A 16,029-nucleotide genomic window follows, 5' to 3' on the forward strand; every position below is an offset into this window, starting at 1 on the left:
TAATTACGGGCTCTCATTCTTAGGCATCAATAAATCAATATATTCAAGGCAGTATTACGTGCGATTATTTTCACAACTAAGTTGGTATTTTTTGAGTGAATGGCGGCGCTATCTCGGCGCTGTTTGCTTTTTAATTATCATTGCTATCTTACAATTAGTTCCCCCACGCATTGTTGGTGTTGTTGTTGATGGAATTAGTAAAGGGGCAATGTCGACAAAGCAATTGATCACTTATGTTTTAGTCATGCTGTTGATTGCATTGGTTGTGTATGGTTTGCGCTATGTCTGGCGTTTATGGTTATTTGGTGCTTCTTATAAGTTAGCCGTACAACTACGACAAAAATTTTATCGGCAACTAAGTCTGCAAAACCAAGCATTTTACCTTAGGTACCGAACAGGAGATTTAATTGCACGTACAACGAATGATGTTGACCGAGTTGTGTTTGCTGCAGGAGAGGGCGTTTTAACATTAGTTGACTCATTAGTGATGGGGTGTGCGGTGCTCATTATGATGAGCGTTGAAATTAGTTGGCAGCTTACTTTACTTGCACTTATTCCAATGCCAATTATGGCATTAGTCATTAAACGTTATGGGGATCAGCTTCATCAGCGTTTCAAGCATGCCCAAGGGGCATTTTCGTCTTTAAATAATCATGCACAAGAAAGTTTAACAAGTATTCGCATGATTAAAGCTTTTGGCCTCGAAGATCATCAATCAAATCAATTTGAACAGGTAGCTACCGAGGCAGGGCGTCGCAATATGCATGTTGCTAAAGTTGATGCTCGTTTTGACCCCACTATTTTTATGGCGATTGGTATGGCCAACTTACTCGCTATTGCAGGGGGAAGCTGGATGGTATTAAACGACACACTGACGCTAGGCGAATTAACGAGCTTTGTGATGTATCTAGGGTTAATGATTTGGCCGATGTTAGCGCTCGCATGGATGTTTAATATCGTTGAACGGGGTAGTGCAGCTTATAGCCGTATTCTTAGTTTACTCAATGAACCGTTAGTCATTCAGGATGGTTCGCATTCATTACAGCCTGAAAAGGGAAATTTGAATGTAAATATCATCAAATTTAGTTATCCAGAAACCTCGAGAACAGCATTACATGATATTAAGTTTGACCTAAAACCTGGGCAATTTTTAGGGATATGTGGGCCAACAGGATCTGGAAAATCAACATTGTTGACGTTATTACAACGTCAATTTGATATTACGGAAGGGGTTATTTTCTATCAAGGTTTACCGTTACCCGAAATTCGTTTAGATGAATGGCGTGCTCGGTTATCTATCGTAAATCAGTCTCCATTTTTGTTTTCAGATACCGTCGCAGGCAATATCGCGCTTGGGCGACCTGATGCCACTCAAGAAGAAATTGAACAGGCTGCACGCATTGCTTGTGTACATGATGATATTTTACGTTTACCTGAAGGCTATTCCACTCAGGTTGGTGAGCGAGGCGTCATGTTATCAGGCGGGCAGAAACAACGAATTTCTATTGCGAGGGCTATCTTGCAGAATGCGGAAATCTTGGTGCTAGATGACGCACTTTCTGCCGTTGATGGGCAGACTGAGTTTACAATTTTACAAAATTTAAGCCATTGGCGACAAGATAGAACCATGATCATCAGCGCCCATCGTCTATCTGCATTGGTAGAGGCGGACAATATTTTAGTGCTATCTCAAGGTGCTATTGTTAGCAGAGGTAGACATGACGCGCTTATTGAGCAATCGGGTTGGTATAAAGATATGTATCAATATCAACAGATTGAAGCAGCTTTGGATGGTGATCTATGAGCCAAAAGAAACCGCTGTGGCCAGCACTTAAGCGTTTACTTGCTTATGGAAAAGCGTACCGAGGAACCATGGCTATTGCCATTGCAATGCTATGGCTAGCTGCTATTGCAGAAGTTAGTGGGCCTCTGCTAATCAGTTATTTTATTGATAACATGATAGCGAAAAAACAAATCATCATGCCACTGGCTTTATATATGGCTGTTGGGTTTATATTGCTCCAAGTTATTGCTGCACTATTACATTACTATCAAATTATTTTATTTAATAAAGCTTCTGTGGGGGTAGTGCAAACATTACGAACAGATGTGATGTTTGCTGCTCTAAGGCAGCCTCTAAGTGCATTTGATAAGCAGCCAGTTGGTCAGTTAATTTCACGAGTTACAAATGATACTGAGGTTATTAAAGATCTATTTGTGATGGTTGTACCAACCGTGTTTCGTAGCTTAGCACTGATCTGCGCTATGCTGGTTGCCATGTTTTCATTGGAATGGCGTATGGCATCAATTGCAGTGATGATTTTTCCTGCTGTATTTGTGGTAATGCTTGTTTATCAGCGTCTAAGCACACCGATTGTACGTCGTGTGAGATCTTATCTTGCTGATATTAATAACGGTTTTAATGAAGTTATTAATGGAATGACAGTTATTCAGCAATTTATCCAGCAAGCTAGATTTGGCGAAAAAATGCAAAGTCTTAGCCAAGACCATTATTTTGCAAGAATGAAAGCATTAAAGCTTGATGGCTTATTATTAAGGCCATTGTTGAGCTTACTTTCTGCCTCAGTATTATGTGGTTTACTATTGCTATTTGGATTCGAAGGAACGACCACCATTGGTGTTGGTGTTTTATATGCTTTTATTAATTATTTAGGCCGCTTGAATGAACCGCTCATTGAATTAACTTCTCAGCAGTCAATGTTGCAGCAAGCCGTTGTTTCTGGTGAGCGTGTTTTTGAATTAATGGATAGCCCGCAACAAGGCTATGGCGCAAGTATTGAGCCGTTACAAGGTGGTTCAATCTCAATTAACCATTTATCCTTTGCCTATCGTGATAACAACATTGTGCTTAAAGACATTAATTTACAAGTGCCTGATCATAATTTTATTGCGTTGGTCGGCCATACAGGAAGTGGTAAAAGTACCATTGCAAATTTAATTATGGGATATTACCCATGGCAAGAAGGGGATATTTTATTAGATGGGCGTCATTTAAGTTCACTATCTCATCAAGTATTACGTAATGGTATTGCAATGGTGCAACAAGACCCTGTTGTTCTCGCCGCTTCTTTTTTTGATAACGTCGCATTAGGACGTGAAATTAGCCAAGATAAAGTCTGGGAAGTTCTTGAAACTGTTCAGCTTGCTGAGTTGGTTCGTGCGTTACCTGATGGTTTAGATACCGTGCTCGGAGAACAAGGAAATACGTTATCTGTTGGGCAAAGACAATTACTAGCGATGGCTCGAGTTCTTGTGGTGACACCTAAAATTTTAATTTTGGATGAAGCAACCGCGAACATTGACTCAGGAACAGAGCAAGCGATACAAAAAGCATTACGTATGATCCGCCAACATACTACTCTAGTTGTGATAGCTCACCGTTTATCGACGATCGTCGATGCTGATCAAGTCGTTGTGTTACATCGTGGTGCAATTGTTGAGCAAGGTAAGCATTCACAGCTTTTGCAACAAAAAGGACGCTATTATCAAATGTACCAGTTGCAACAAGTTGGGGAATCACTGAATGCCCATAGTGATGCTGAAGTTGAGGCTATACCTAGTTAATTGTTCTGCACTCTTATAATGCATCCTCTAAAGCCACTCATCCGAGTGGTTTTTTATTTTGCCCTTTCTTATTGAATTATATGAATAAATATATTTTGGCACACGGTTTGCTATAACGTCAGTGCTGTTCAAAGCATTGAGCAGTTTATTCACCTGACTTATAGGAGTGAACATGAAATATATCATCGCGATCATTAAGCCATTTAAATTAGATGAAGTCCGAGAAGCGTTATCAGATATTGGAGTTCAAGGGCTTACCATTACTGAAGTTAGAGGGTTTGGGAGGCAAAAAGGGCATGCCGAGTTGTACAGAGGTGCTGAATATACTGTCGACTTTTTACCTAAAGTACGTATGGAAATAGCCGTTTCTGATGAGTTAGTGGAGCAGGTAATTGAAACAATTGAAAAAAAAGCTTATACGGGCCAAGTTGGGGATGGAAAAATATTTATTTTGTCATTAGAACAAGCGGTACGTATTCGTACAGGTGAAAAACAAGACGAAGCACTGTAGGAGAACAACTATGCGCAAAGGGTTCCAATACTTATTCTTATTAATGGGTGGTTTTCCAATAACCGTGTTTGCTGCAGAGGAAGCTCTGGATAAAGCGGATAATGCATTCATGATGATAGCGACTGCTTTAGTTATCTTTATGATACTGCCAGGTATCGCATTATTTTATGGTGGGCTACTAAGAAGCAAAAATGTCCTTTCTTTGATGGCTCAAACTGCAGTTATTTTTGCTTTGGTGTCTGTTATTTGGATTGTTTATGGATACAGTTTAGCTTTTAGTGAGGGAAATGATTTTATCGGTGGTTTTAGCCAGATCATGTTGAAAGATATTACTGTAGAAAGCTTATCTGGACCGATCCCTCAATTTATTCACGTCGTGTTTCAAGGTGCATTTGCATGCTTAACGGTTGCATTAGTGATTGGTGCATTAGGAGAGCGAATTAAATTTTCTGCAATTCTAATTTTTACCCTTATTTGGACTACATTTGCTTATTTGCCAATGGCACATATGGTGTGGGGAGGTGGTATTTTATCGCAAGATGGCGCATTAGATTTTGCTGGAGGTACGGTTGTTCATATCAATGCGGCTGTTGCAGGCTTAGTTGGTGCTTACTTACTGGGGCATCGTACCGGGTTAGGGAAAGAAGCCATTAAACCTCATAACCTACCTATGGTATTTATGGGAACTTCCATATTATTCATTGGCTGGTTTGGTTTCAATGCAGGTTCGGCTGGAAGTGCAAATAGTATTGCTGCACTCGCGTTTGTGAACACTATCGCAGCTGCGGCAGGCGCTATCTTATCGTGGACTTTAGCGGAATGGCTTTTCAGGGAGAAACCTTCATTATTAGGGGCTTGCTCTGGGTGTTTGGCTGGGTTAGTCGGTGTTACGCCTGCTGCGGGTACTGTGGGTGTTGGCGGGGCATTAATCATCGGACTACTTTCTGGATTGGCAGGTTTATGGGGGGTAGTGATTTTAAAACGTCGGTTAAAAGTTGATGATGTTTGCGATGTTTTTGGCGTTCACGGAGTCTGTGGCATTTTAGGGTGTTTACTCACGGGGGTATTTACCTCAACGGTATTAGGCGGAAGTGGCTATGCGGAAGGTATTACGATGATGAAACAAGTAGGAATTCAAGCCGTTAGCATCCTAGTTTGTGTTGTTTGGACTGCAATTGTTGCTTATATCGCATTTAAAATTGCAGAGAAAACGTCAGGCTTACGAATTAATGTTGAAAAAGAAAGGGAAGGCTTAGATATTACTTCTCATGGTGAAAGTGCCTACAATTAACCTTCATGTAAAGATAATTACAGGATAATACTGTGTTTTATGTAAATTGATAATGGCAGCTTATTGCTGGCTGCCATTACCTTTTTAAACTGACTAATATATTTTTCTAAGTAAGTAATCACTTACTTTAAATAGCGGTTATTTACGAGGTTGCCGTTGACGAATTACGCCTTCTTGGACTGCAGTTGCAACAAGATCACCTTGTAAATTATAGATTTGTCCTTTCACAAAACCCCTCCCACCTGATGCCGAAGGGCTTTCTACAGCGTACAGTAACCAGTCATCAATTTTAAATGGGCGATGGAACCACATTGAATGGTCAATAGTTGCAACCTGTAAGTCGCGTTCCATAAATCCTCTACCATGCGGCTGTAATGCGGCAGGAAGGAAATTGTAATCAGAGGCATAACCTAATAAATAGTGGTGTAGTGAAGGTATATCAGGCAGTTGCCCTTTCGCTTTGAACCAAATATAACGAAATGGTTCTTGAGGTGCGGCATCGAATGGGCTGTAAAATTCAACGGGACGAAATTCAAAAGGAGTTGGCCGAAGAGCATACTTTTTAACTGCTTCTGGTAATTTATCAGCCAAACTTTGAACAATATCATCTTGAGAAATTAATTTTGTAGGTGGTGGTACATCTGGCATTAAGTTCTGATGGCTATAACCTTCTTCTTGAGATTGAAATGATGCGGTCATAAAGAAGATAGGTTTACCATTTTGAATGGCACTTACTCGGCGTGCGCTAAAGCTTCCGCCATCGCGTAAAATTTCCACGTCATAAACAATGGGACGTGAGCTATCGCCTGGGCGTAAAAAATAACTATGAAAAGAATTAATCGCTCTTTCTTCAGGTATGGTTTGCTTCGCTGCATACATGGCTTGTCCAACAACTTGTCCACCAAAAACTTGAGGTAAACCAAGGTCTTCGCTTTGTCCACGAAAAATACCTTCTTCAATTTTTTCGAGTTCAATTAGGCTAATTAAATTCTGTAATTCTGGGCTCATAGTCATCTTAGTTCAGTTATACGTAAATGAGATATTGGTATTTTCCCATTATTTACCCTGAATAGGTAGATTAATTACTAGCGAATAAATTGGGGTTACGTATTGTTACATTTGGAAATATAAATGTATTATTCTACCAATATTAGTTATACTTTTTATTATTCCCTCATCAGAAAATGACTTGTCTATTCCGATTATTTTAAAATGTTTTAGTAAACATTGTGTTATAGGTAATAACTATGAAGTTTTTTCGCTATATTGTTAGCTTATTAGTGATTTTAACGTTGGTTAGCTGTGAAGGGAATAGCACCAAGCCCAGCGAAAAAGCACTTAATGCTCAAAATAGTAATAATAACCAGACAGTCGATTCAGGAAAAATCGAGGGCCGTGTGGTGATTTTACAGGATACTGTTTTACCTGAAGACGCAGTTGTTACAATTACGTTGGCAGATACAACGGTTGCGGACTTACCTGCACTGATATTATCTCAAAAATATTACAATTCAGTGAATAATCGTCCAACCATTCCTTTTGAACTAACTTACCAAAAAAATGAAGTTAGGCAGGAAGGCTCGCTAGTTGTTAATGCAACCGTGAACGCGAATGGAAAACTTTTATACATTAGTGATAGCGTTGTAGAGGTTATCAATAATGGCGTCACAAAAAATGTTGAATTGTTGATGGTACCTGCGAACTAGCCAATAAGCGACTTTTTAGTTGAGTCGCTATTTTTATATGAGTTTGTGTAATAAAACGTCACTTGGTCAGGGGTTTCTTGCTATTTCAATGACTATCAAGCATAATGCCCCTGCTTTGAAAGAAGCAATCAATGGGGGCTCTGTTGGTTCTCCCGCAACGCTAACTTGTTAACTTGGTCAGGTCCGGAAGGAAGCAGCCATAGCAGGGGTCGTGTGTGCCGGGATGTCGCTGGCAGGGCTCCCACCCAACTCAGCATCTTTTGCCTTTCCTCTCATCTATATATTCTAATTTATTATAAATATGTTATTTAATTATATTTTATAATTGTTAATTAAACTCTAAATCTCAAATAAATTCTGAAGTTAAAAAAGAAAGGTTAAGAATACAACATTCATTGTTGATTATTGTAATAAGAAAAGTTGATATGCTAAAATTAAAAGCAATAAATTTCCATTAGCATAATTATAATGCCAATAATAAAACGATAATTGCATTGCGTCCAGCCGATAAGGGGATTTACCGGCTACAACCATTCACTATCTGTGCGTGTTAATAAGATATTACCTAACAAATTTCCAAACAGAAGCTGGAATTTTATCATAAAGCTTATTCATTGTGAGCTCAGCTAAGCGGTGATCTGCAGCTGAATAGAATAGCTCTAGCTCATCATCAGATAATTCATACTTATTTTTTTCAATGACACGCTCAAGAGTTTCAATTGTTGTGCATTTTCTTAAACGCATCAGATAATCAGATTTGGTCATAATACCCTTTCTTTTGTGCAAAATTACTTATTTATATACGGTTTTGTAGTTGAGCTAAAGATAAATAATATCTTTAGGTTTTGCTGGTTAGACACTTTAGGTCATCATCCAACACAGTGACAAGACTCTGATTCATTGCTTCCCAGTCTATAATTTCACTGAGCGTGATGACTGGGCTGCCGAATAAATCGTAGGTCTCATCGAGATACTCTTCGATAAGTGATATAACAAGATTTTCTTTTGGATATTTGATTTTAAACCGCCATACAAATGCAGCGATATGTTCAATAAGTTCATTCAAGGCTGCGCTTTGCGGGGAGCTTAAATCATTAATCCAGTGTGTATTTGTTTTTTGTAAGCTTAAAATAGCGTCTCTATTGAGGCTATTACATAAGTATTTTAGTTCTGCTATATCGTGTCTTTTGGGTGAGTATTCATCCATAATCACCTCCGCAGGCGAATCTGACTTTTGCTGTGTGTATTTTTTATCAATAATGTCATGTTAACTAATTAAAGCACCTATGTTCAATATAAAAGGTTGTATGTTAATATATTGAAAAATATAAGATTATTGCTAGTTCGTTAAACTTTCGAAGATTATTAATATAATACATAAGCGATATTCGAATACGGACTGGCAGCTCGGACTAAACTAGCCGCGATATAATAATAGCATTATTATCACATATGTCACCAGCAATAAACTACTTTTTCTAGTTTATTAGCAAGTTGTTGGGGGCTGGGTCGCGTATGTTCTGCTTAAACTCAATTTTATGAAGTATTTAAATTATAGTTTAACCATCAGTTATTCTAGTACAGTGAATATGAAGTGTTTATACAAAAGATGTTATAAAAATTATTTTCCTATTTAATTCATTCAAATAATTTATTTTTACTAATAAGAGAATTAAAAATAAAAAAGCTTTTGCCTGAAATAGACAAAAGCTTTGTTGATGAGAATAACTTAAAGATAGAGGTTTAAGGTTACCCCTGGTTTCAGGTCTGCCATTTTAACACCTGAATTCCAAGTCATTAAATCATTGAGCTTTATGCCATGATGTTTCGCAATGCTATAATAGGAGTCGCCTTTTCTTACTTTATAGGTTTTTGCCTTACGGTTACTTGCAGTAGGCGCTGAGCTCGTAACTTTTAATACTTGTCCTGGTTTGATAACACTCGCAGTTTTTAACCCATTTAGCTTTTGAATATTTTTGGCGGTAGTATTGAATTTTTTTGCAATACTCGCGACAGATTCGCCTTTGCGTACTTTATATGTAGCTATTTTAGCTCGATTTTGACGCGCGCTAGAAATTGCAGTGGGTTGTGCTGTTTTTATCTGTTGGTTTTGTTGTGCGGCTAAACGAATAGTGTTTAAAACATCTTCGTCTGAGAGTGATGTTTTGAATTGTTCAGCTTTTGCTGTAGGTAACATAATATAATGAGGGCCACTTGGCGATGTTATGCCGCGTGTATAACCAGAATTATACGTTTTTACCGATTCAACAGTTAACCCAGCCAACTCAGCGGCTTGAGATAACGTGATTTGTTGACCAACATCGATTTGAGTGAGTGCTCGATTTTTATTACTTGTTGGCAAATTAACTTGGTACTTTTCAGGATTTTTCAATACTTGGCTAAGTGCTAAGATTTTTGGTACGTATTGTTTAGTTTCTTTTGGTAATGAGAGTGACCAAAAATCAGTAGGTAGCCCGGCAGCTTCGTTTTTCTTGATAGCATTTTGAACACAGCCTTCTCCACAGTTATAGGCAGCAAGGGTGAGCTCCCAATCGTGGCCAAACATAACATTTAAGTTTTCGAGAAGATCAAAAGCTGCTTTAGTTGAAGAAACCACATCCCTGCGCTCATCAACCCATTGTGTTTGTTTTAGTCCATATGAGCGTGCAGTGATAGGAACGATTTGCCATAGACCCGCAGCTTGTGCAGGAGAAGTTGCTTTAGGATTAAATGAGCTTTCAATAATAGGAATTAAAGCTAATTCCATAGGTAAATTGCGCTCATTAATTTCGTCTACGATGAGGTACATGTATGGCTCAGCTCTTAATGCCACATCGTAGACAAAACGTTGTTTATTTAAATAACTATTTGCGAGTTCCCTAATTTGAGGTTTATCAGGGATATCCATTTTTAGTTCATCACTAATATAGCCCCATAGGTCATAGTCGACTTTAGGTAATTGTCGGCTGGCTGCTTGGTTGTGTGATGCAACAGTTTCAATAGTATGATTAGTTGGAGTTTTGTTCTGCTTAATTTTTTTCGGGGCAGTTTGGCATCCGGCCAACAGAACAATGGCGATAAGCGTCGCGATTATCTTCATTCTTTTCTATTGTTCTTCATTTTGATGTTTAAAAGTCGAACAATAATACTTATCCCACCCCGATATGACAATCATTAAACTTTAATATTGGTCTTTTAATTGACGCAACAGGGTAAAAACTGCTCTTAAAGGTGGATTTTGTACATTAATATCGAGTTTTTTCTGTAATTGGTGGTTATCGCATTGCAGAAAAATATTTATTTTTTTCTCTGTTTTCAATGTAGTAGGTACTGTTGGTTGATTTTTGTCACGTATTTGCGTTATTTTTTGTAAATATTGTGTAATCGCTTCATTTTCAGGCCATACATGGTGTGCAAATTTTAGATTAGATAAAGTATATTCATGGGCACAGCAAATTAAGGTTTCATCAGGAAGCTCAGCAATTTTTTGGATAGATTCGAACATTTGTTCCGGTGTTCCTTCAAATATCCGCCCGCAACCGGCAGAGAACAGCGTGTCGCCACAGAATAAATAAGGTGCTTGGTAAAAGCCGATGTGCTCAGAAGTATGGCCTGATAATGCAATAACTTGTAGGTTGAACTCGTTAATTATGACCTTATCACCGTTTTCGACTATTTCTGTCGCCCCTTTAGATTGGGTTTCTTTTGGGCCAAAAACAGGAAGAGTTGTAAATTTGCTTAAAATCCCTTTTACACCACCTGTATGGTCATTATGGTGGTGAGTTAATAGGATGGCGACAGGCGTCAACTGTTTAGCTGTAATTATTTCAAGCACAGGCTCTGCCTCTGCGGGGTCAACGATGATACACTGTTGGTGGCCATCGACTAAAACCCAAATGTAGTTATCGTTTAAAGCTGGTACTCGAATTAACTCCATAATGACCTCGATACTTGTTAATAGTTAATAGGGGAATTTCATGAAGCCTGCGCGTATTGATAAAAAAATTCAAATGCCAGTTAGTTGGTCTGACATTCCTTTTGGAGAACAATATCGTCAAGCCATAGAAAATCAACTTAGCCCTTGGTGGCCGAAGATATTTGGCTTTCATTTGCTTAAGTTAGGCCATTTAAGTACTGAAATCCATACCGAAGGCTGCTTAATCTCCCACCAATTTAATGTTGGTACTGGTGATCCTCGTTTTAATCTTATTGCAAAGCCCGAGGCATTACCATTAACCCAAAAATCGATAGATGCCTGTCTAATGACTCATTGTTTGGCATATAGCCATGATCCTCATTGGCTTTTACGGGAGGTTGACCGGGTGTTAATCGACGATGGCTGGCTAATTATTTCAGGTTTTAACCCTTTCAGTCTTGTCGGAATGGCGAAACTCGTACCTGTTTTACGTAAACGGCAGCCTTATTGTAGCCGTTTTTTCCCCTCTGTTAGGGTATTTGATTGGTTAAGCTTATTAAACTATGAAGTTTTGTATCATCGTAATTGCCAAATATTTCCTTGGTTGAGTGCACAAAGACGAATGAATAAAAACTGTGGGGGAATTGGGGCTTTAAGCGTGATTGTGGCGCGGAAACGGACTTATCCACTGACTCCGACACCACTAAAATTCAAGCAACCGAAGGTTAAGATTGGAACAGCACTCGGTGCGGCGAAGGAGATCAGTAAATCAATGAAGATAGACGACCCTTCTTAGTTTTGTGCAGGCTGGTAACCTGTATCTTCTTTAGTCGGCGCTGACGCGGCAGCTCGAGCCAGTTCATCACATTTCTCATTTTCAGGGTGGCCTGCGTGGCCTTTAACCCAACGCCAATCAATTGTATGTCGTTGGATGGCGTCATCAAGGCGCTTCCATAAATCAACATTGACGACAGGGGATTTATCCGCTTTTCGCCATTGTTTTCGTTTCCAGCCATGGATCCATTGTGTGATTCCTTGTCGTACGTATTGGCTATCAGTGGTTAAAATAATATCACAAGGCCTTGTTAGTGATTCCAATGCAACGATGGCTGCAAGTAGTTCCATGCGGTTATTCGTGGTTAAAAAATATCCATCACTCAATGTTTTTTCATGTTGTTGGTAGCGTAGAACAACGCCATATCCACCCGGGCCAGGATTGCCCAAACAGGAACCATCCGTGAAAATTTCTACCTGCTTTGTCATTTCTGTTACACTCTATATTATTCGTTCCTTTCTAGTTTGACACAAAAAAACATTATGAGCACGGTGATAACCAGACAAATTGTCCTTGATACTGAAACAACCGGTATGAATAAACTCGGTGTTCATTATGAAGGGCACAACATAATTGAGATTGGTGCGGTTGAAGTGATTAACCGCCGACTCACAGGGCGTAATTTTCATGTGTACATTAAACCTGACCGTTTAGTGGATCCTGAGGCATTTGAAGTGCATGGGATAAGTGATGAATTTTTACAAGATAAACCTGTTTTTGCTGACATTGCGGATGAGTTCCTTGAATTTATTCGTGGTGCAGAACTTGTTATTCATAATGCCCCCTTTGATATCGGTTTTATGGACTATGAATTCCGTAAACTCAATAAAGGTATTCCGCCTACGCAAGAATTTTGTACTATCACTGATAGCTTAGTATTGGCTCGCAAACTTTTTCCTGGTAAACGGAATAACTTGGATGCGTTATGTGACCGTTATTTAATTGATAACTCTAAGCGTACACTGCACGGGGCTTTACTCGATGCTGAGATTCTGTCAGATGTCTATTTGGCAATGACGGGCGGGCAAACTTCATTATCATTTTCGATGGATTCAGAATCAGCTAATAATGAGCAAGAGTATGAAATTCAAAGGATTGAACGTCCTCAGAGCGGTCTTAGAGTGATTTTTGCTTCTGATGAAGAAATAATTGCTCATGAAGCTCGGTTGGATATTGTTGATAAGAAAGGCGGCAAACCTTGTCTTTGGCGCCAACCTTCTGATGAAGCTGAAAATTTACACTAATAATTGATTTCATTATTTATACTTGCTTAGGAAAATGGATAGAAAAGCCTCTCAAGGCTAAAAACTGTTCAACTGTGCGATTTAACAAGAAAAAGTGTTGACGGGGTCCTCAAGTATTCGTAATATGCATGGCGTTCCCAGCAGGGAACATCAGGAGCGGTAGTTCAGTTGGTTAGAATACCTGCCTGTCACGCAGGGGGTCGCGGGTTCGAGTCCCGTCCGTTCCGCCAAATTATAACGCCACGCTAATTTATTAGCGTGGCGTTTTCTTTTTGAATGACTGTATTCAACTGCACTGAGAGTTCCTTTCTATAGATATCATTTGCTGCTTCTAATAACTTCTTCGAGTTAAGTTTTGATATAATGAGATTTGTAAATAGTAAACTTGCGAGAATAATTCGCATTTTTTTCAATCATATTAACTACTTTAAAATTTTTCATGTTGTTATTGATATGTGATTTTGAGCACTTATCTTAAAATTAATTTCTTATTTAAAATAATTAATTTAAATTTTGTATTGCTTGTATTAATAGTAATTCGCATGAACTCTAACTAAGATAACAGATCTAAAGTAATCTAACCAATCTTTTCCTAATACTTTAAGATATGTATGAAGGCTATCAATAGAAATAGCAGATTGGCCATTCTCATATCTTGATATTTGTTGTTGGCTCAAATTTAATAGATTTCCTACCTCTGTACCCGTTAATGATCTTTCAATACGTGCAGATTTTAAGTATTTTGCGGTGGCCATAACAATATCTAGGTCGTTATTTATATTCAATTCTTTAGTATTGATATGTTTCATTTTATATTCTCTCTATTATAAATTTATTATCTAAAAGTTAGCTATTAATGATAGCACTATTTTAAATTTTTTGGCTTTCTCAATGAAGGGTAGATTATATTTTTTAGTTACTAATGTGAAATTGTTTTAATGAATCAAAAATAGTTTATTTAATAGGCCCTGACTATCAATATAGATATTAATAATGACTATAAGCTATTAAACTAAAGTATAGGTTTTTATAATTCAATAAAAACAATGCGTTATGTTAACTTGAAGGGGGGCTTAAAAGTAGAAATATAATAAATAATAAATGAAAAAAATGCATTTATAGTCATATAAAAGTAATTATTTATATTTTTACATAAAATTACAGAAAGTATTTATAGATTAAGTTGAAATGGTGACTTATTAAGGGTTGAGTTAGTACTTATCGATAGGTAGCATACAAATTTAATTCTAGATAAAAGTATAATCAAACCTAATTAGTTGGAGATAAATAGAAATGATAATAAGAAGCAAAGATGCAATACTTGCTATTATCTAAACTTTATAAGTGGAACGCTATATATTAAATTGTATTTAATTTGGCTTGTCTGCTACAGACAAAATAAGGGCCAAACGAACTTGAAAAAAGGTACCAATCAGGAGTTATCTCATCAATTTCTACATATGCAATTGAATTTAGGTTGAATGCTTTGAAATATTTTTCGAATATATCATCAGGGACATTATCATTTGTAGATTTTCTGTCATAACTTATGGTTAATTTTAAATCTTTTATATACTGTCTTGATGATTGATTGAAATGAACAACTCGATTGACAGTATATGTCTTATCAGTTGTAATTGTTCCTAATAATTTAATATACCCACTGTTATCATTGTTTTTTACTAATTTCATATCTAGTGCATATGATGATTTATTATTAGCCAATATGAAATTAGAGGAAACAGTTGCTTCGCAATATTGCGCTTTATTTTTTTCTAAATTCAAGTTAAACAACAAGAAAACGATGATTAATGAAAATGTTAGTATCAATGAGTATAGTGTTTTATTAGTCATTTTTTTCCTGCCAGTTTATTCTTGTTGAAATGCAATCTTTGTTTTTTTTGCATTTTACTAATAAGCTATGTTTGTTTTTTCCTAAGTTTTGTATGTTGTTGTAATAATAAAAGATATCAGAATCTTCACAGGTTAAGTTAAAATCAATTGCTTGTTTGCCTATTGTATCACTTATGTTTTTTTCATAGTTATCTTTGAATCCATAAACAGGACAATCACCAATTGTGCTAATTTTGTATGATTGTATTGATGTATATGGGTATTTTACTGCGTAAATTTGATTTACAAGGTAAATAATCACCAAAAGTAAAAAAACACTAATTATCAATAATATTTTTTTAATAATATGATTTTTATTACTAAGTAATAGTGATTTGGCAGATTTTTTGCTTGAAATGGGAGGGTTAGCTAGGCTTTTCTCTATTTTGTTATTGAACTTGGCAATCGATTCTTCAATTTGAATTTCAGAAGAGATAACAAGGCCTTTTTTTGATATGCTTAGAATTGCATTTTCAACTAAAAGCTGTTGATGTAATACTTTTCTTAATGTACTAATGTATTGGTTAAGTGTGTTTATCGAAACTTTTAAGTCATATTTATTTAGTATTTTTTTTAGTATCTCTTCACGAGTGATAGTCGTTTTGTTATTTTGAATTAGTATTATAAAAATATAATTCAATACGGGGGTTAATTTCATTACACTGAGTTCTGTATCCACCCTAAATATTTCACCTAAGTCAGAGTTATATTTTATTATGTTATTCAGTATATATATCATACATGACTCTTATTTAGTTATTAAAATATGTGCTTAGTTTGGTTACTTTTAGCTAACATGATAGTCATTGATTTTAAAGTAATTATATCAGTGTAATATACTACTCTTTTTTTGAGAAGAAAATATGAAAATAAATTTTTGTTTATAATGATTGGTTATATATGTAATGGTGAAAAATTTCAGTGTATCGTATTAATGAAACTGACATTTTTTGTTTTGATGTTTTATATTTAGGCAAAAAACAGTATTAATCACTATTTCAAGTCATAGATGCTTAAATTAATTTATTTTTAAATTGTCTGAAGCAAT

At 36.8% G+C, this 16,029-nt stretch carries 16 protein-coding genes, 1 tRNA gene and 1 other RNA gene; 9 read left to right on the top strand and 9 right to left on the bottom strand.

What is annotated here, in order from left to right; genetic code table 11:
- The first annotated feature begins 58 nt into the window (after positions 1–58).
- From PR767_RS15290 to amtB, 4 genes are all read left to right on the top strand, one after another.
- Positions 59–1,804, top strand: a complete 1,746-nt coding sequence (locus tag PR767_RS15290; RefSeq protein ID WP_109911898.1) for a SmdA family multidrug ABC transporter permease/ATP-binding protein — start codon at positions 59–61, stop codon at positions 1,802–1,804.
- Positions 1,801–3,585: a SmdB family multidrug efflux ABC transporter permease/ATP-binding protein gene (locus PR767_RS15295; protein ID WP_272520562.1), complete on the top strand. Its 1,785-nt coding sequence runs from the start codon at positions 1,801–1,803 to the stop codon at positions 3,583–3,585. The genes PR767_RS15290 and PR767_RS15295 overlap by 4 nt, the downstream gene beginning before the upstream one ends.
- Before the next feature lie 172 nt (positions 3,586–3,757).
- Positions 3,758–4,096: a P-II family nitrogen regulator gene (gene glnK, locus PR767_RS15300; protein WP_004905421.1), complete on the top strand. Its 339-nt coding sequence runs from the start codon at positions 3,758–3,760 to the stop codon at positions 4,094–4,096.
- A 10-nt stretch (positions 4,097–4,106) separates the two neighbouring features.
- Entirely contained in the window at positions 4,107–5,387 is a 1,281-nt protein-coding gene (amtB, locus tag PR767_RS15305; RefSeq protein ID WP_109911900.1) for an ammonium transporter AmtB, read from the top strand.
- A gap of 138 nt (positions 5,388–5,525) precedes the next feature.
- Here amtB and tesB read toward each other — a convergent pair whose 3' ends face one another.
- Positions 5,526–6,395: an acyl-CoA thioesterase II gene (gene tesB / locus PR767_RS15310; protein ID WP_109911901.1), complete on the bottom strand. Its 870-nt coding sequence runs from the start codon at positions 6,393–6,395 to the stop codon at positions 5,526–5,528.
- A 239-nt stretch (positions 6,396–6,634) separates the two neighbouring features.
- Here tesB and PR767_RS15315 point away from each other — a divergent pair, with 239 nt between their 5' ends.
- Both PR767_RS15315 and ffs read left to right on the top strand, forming a co-directional pair.
- On the top strand, positions 6,635–7,093 hold the full coding sequence (locus PR767_RS15315) for a YbaY family lipoprotein (protein ID WP_004914482.1): 459 nt from the start codon (positions 6,635–6,637) through the stop codon (positions 7,091–7,093).
- Between the two features lie 141 nt (positions 7,094–7,234).
- Positions 7,235–7,331: signal recognition particle sRNA small type (ffs, locus tag PR767_RS15320), an RNA gene on the top strand.
- Positions 7,332–7,654: 323 nt separating this feature from the next.
- On the opposite strand, the gene PR767_RS15325 is transcribed toward ffs, so the two are convergent.
- The 4 genes from PR767_RS15325 to gloB form a co-directional block, all read right to left on the bottom strand.
- A complete protein-coding gene (locus PR767_RS15325) occupies positions 7,655–7,858 on the bottom strand; it encodes an HHA domain-containing protein (protein ID WP_004905417.1) in 204 nt (67 codons plus the stop codon).
- A 73-nt stretch (positions 7,859–7,931) separates the two neighbouring features.
- The gene (gene tomB / locus PR767_RS15330) at positions 7,932–8,300 is read right to left on the bottom strand and encodes an Hha toxicity modulator TomB (protein WP_004914480.1); all 369 of its coding nucleotides are present in this window, start codon (positions 8,298–8,300) and stop codon (positions 7,932–7,934) included.
- A 522-nt stretch (positions 8,301–8,822) separates the two neighbouring features.
- Entirely contained in the window at positions 8,823–10,193 is a 1,371-nt protein-coding gene (mltD, locus tag PR767_RS15335) for a murein transglycosylase D (RefSeq protein ID WP_109911902.1), read from the bottom strand.
- A gap of 81 nt (positions 10,194–10,274) precedes the next feature.
- Complete coding sequence (gene gloB / locus PR767_RS15340) at positions 10,275–11,030, bottom strand: hydroxyacylglutathione hydrolase (protein WP_117162848.1); 756 nt, start codon at positions 11,028–11,030, stop codon at positions 10,275–10,277.
- A 40-nt stretch (positions 11,031–11,070) separates the two neighbouring features.
- On the opposite strand from gloB, the gene PR767_RS15345 reads away from it, so the two are divergent.
- Positions 11,071–11,805 carry a class I SAM-dependent methyltransferase gene (locus PR767_RS15345; protein ID WP_109911903.1) on the top strand — a complete coding sequence of 245 codons (735 nt, stop codon included), beginning with the start codon at positions 11,071–11,073 and terminating at the stop codon, positions 11,803–11,805.
- Here PR767_RS15345 and rnhA read toward each other — a convergent pair.
- Positions 11,802–12,272: a ribonuclease HI gene (gene rnhA / locus PR767_RS15350; RefSeq protein WP_004914473.1), complete on the bottom strand. Its 471-nt coding sequence runs from the start codon at positions 12,270–12,272 to the stop codon at positions 11,802–11,804. The genes PR767_RS15345 and rnhA overlap by 4 nt on opposite strands.
- Positions 12,273–12,326: 54 nt before the next feature.
- On the opposite strand from rnhA, the gene dnaQ reads away from it, so the two are divergent.
- Positions 12,327–13,088 carry a DNA polymerase III subunit epsilon gene (gene dnaQ, locus PR767_RS15355; RefSeq protein WP_004914471.1) on the top strand — a complete coding sequence of 254 codons (762 nt, stop codon included), beginning with the start codon at positions 12,327–12,329 and terminating at the stop codon, positions 13,086–13,088.
- 153 nt (positions 13,089–13,241) lie between these two features.
- Positions 13,242–13,318 (top strand) — tRNA-Asp (locus tag PR767_RS15360).
- Between the two features lie 297 nt (positions 13,319–13,615).
- On the opposite strand, the gene PR767_RS15365 is transcribed toward PR767_RS15360, so the two are convergent.
- The 3 genes from PR767_RS15365 to PR767_RS15375 all read right to left on the bottom strand — a co-directional run bounded on the left by PR767_RS15365 (position 13,616) and on the right by PR767_RS15375 (position 15,660).
- Entirely contained in the window at positions 13,616–13,897 is a 282-nt protein-coding gene (locus tag PR767_RS15365; RefSeq protein WP_004914468.1) for a helix-turn-helix domain-containing protein, read from the bottom strand.
- 550 nt (positions 13,898–14,447) lie between these two features.
- On the bottom strand, positions 14,448–14,942 hold the full coding sequence (locus PR767_RS15370; RefSeq protein WP_004914465.1) for a FidL-like protein: 495 nt from the start codon (positions 14,940–14,942) through the stop codon (positions 14,448–14,450).
- Positions 14,935–15,660, bottom strand: coding sequence for a winged helix-turn-helix domain-containing protein (locus PR767_RS15375; protein WP_162598834.1), 726 nt, complete (start codon positions 15,658–15,660; stop codon positions 14,935–14,937). Before PR767_RS15375 ends, PR767_RS15370 begins: the two co-directional genes overlap by 8 nt.
- Positions 15,661–16,029 lie beyond the last annotated feature (369 nt).

The sequence above is a fragment of the Providencia sp. PROV223 genome (genome assembly GCF_028479245.1).
GTDB classification, from domain to species: domain Bacteria; phylum Pseudomonadota; class Gammaproteobacteria; order Enterobacterales; family Enterobacteriaceae; genus Providencia; species Providencia rettgeri.

Bases quoted from the DNA above. Each gene is read 5' to 3' on its own strand.
- glnK (WP_004905421.1), top strand. From the start codon at position 3,758: ATGAAATATATCATCGCGATCATTAAGCCATTTAAATTAGATGAAGTC.
- amtB (WP_109911900.1), top strand. From the start codon at position 4,107: ATGCGCAAAGGGTTCCAATACTTATTCTTATTAATGGGTGGTTTTCCA.
- PR767_RS15315 (WP_004914482.1), top strand. From the start codon at position 6,635: ATGAAGTTTTTTCGCTATATTGTTAGCTTATTAGTGATTTTAACGTTG.
- tesB (WP_109911901.1), bottom strand. From the start codon at position 6,395: ATGAGCCCAGAATTACAGAATTTAATTAGCCTAATTGAACTCGAAAAA.
- tomB (WP_004914480.1), bottom strand. From the start codon at position 8,300: ATGGATGAATACTCACCCAAAAGACACGATATAGCAGAACTAAAATAC.
- rnhA (WP_004914473.1), bottom strand. From the start codon at position 12,272: ATGACAAAGCAGGTAGAAATTTTCACGGATGGTTCCTGTTTGGGCAAT.
- PR767_RS15370 (WP_004914465.1), bottom strand. From the start codon at position 14,942: ATGACTAATAAAACACTATACTCATTGATACTAACATTTTCATTAATC.
- PR767_RS15345 (WP_109911903.1), top strand. From the start codon at position 11,071: ATGAAGCCTGCGCGTATTGATAAAAAAATTCAAATGCCAGTTAGTTGG.
- PR767_RS15325 (WP_004905417.1), bottom strand. From the start codon at position 7,858: ATGACCAAATCTGATTATCTGATGCGTTTAAGAAAATGCACAACAATT.
- PR767_RS15295 (WP_272520562.1), top strand. From the start codon at position 1,801: ATGAGCCAAAAGAAACCGCTGTGGCCAGCACTTAAGCGTTTACTTGCT.
- dnaQ (WP_004914471.1), top strand. From the start codon at position 12,327: ATGAGCACGGTGATAACCAGACAAATTGTCCTTGATACTGAAACAACC.
- mltD (WP_109911902.1), bottom strand. From the start codon at position 10,193: ATGAAGATAATCGCGACGCTTATCGCCATTGTTCTGTTGGCCGGATGC.
- gloB (WP_117162848.1), bottom strand. From the start codon at position 11,030: ATGGAGTTAATTCGAGTACCAGCTTTAAACGATAACTACATTTGGGTT.
- PR767_RS15365 (WP_004914468.1), bottom strand. From the start codon at position 13,897: ATGAAACATATCAATACTAAAGAATTGAATATAAATAACGACCTAGAT.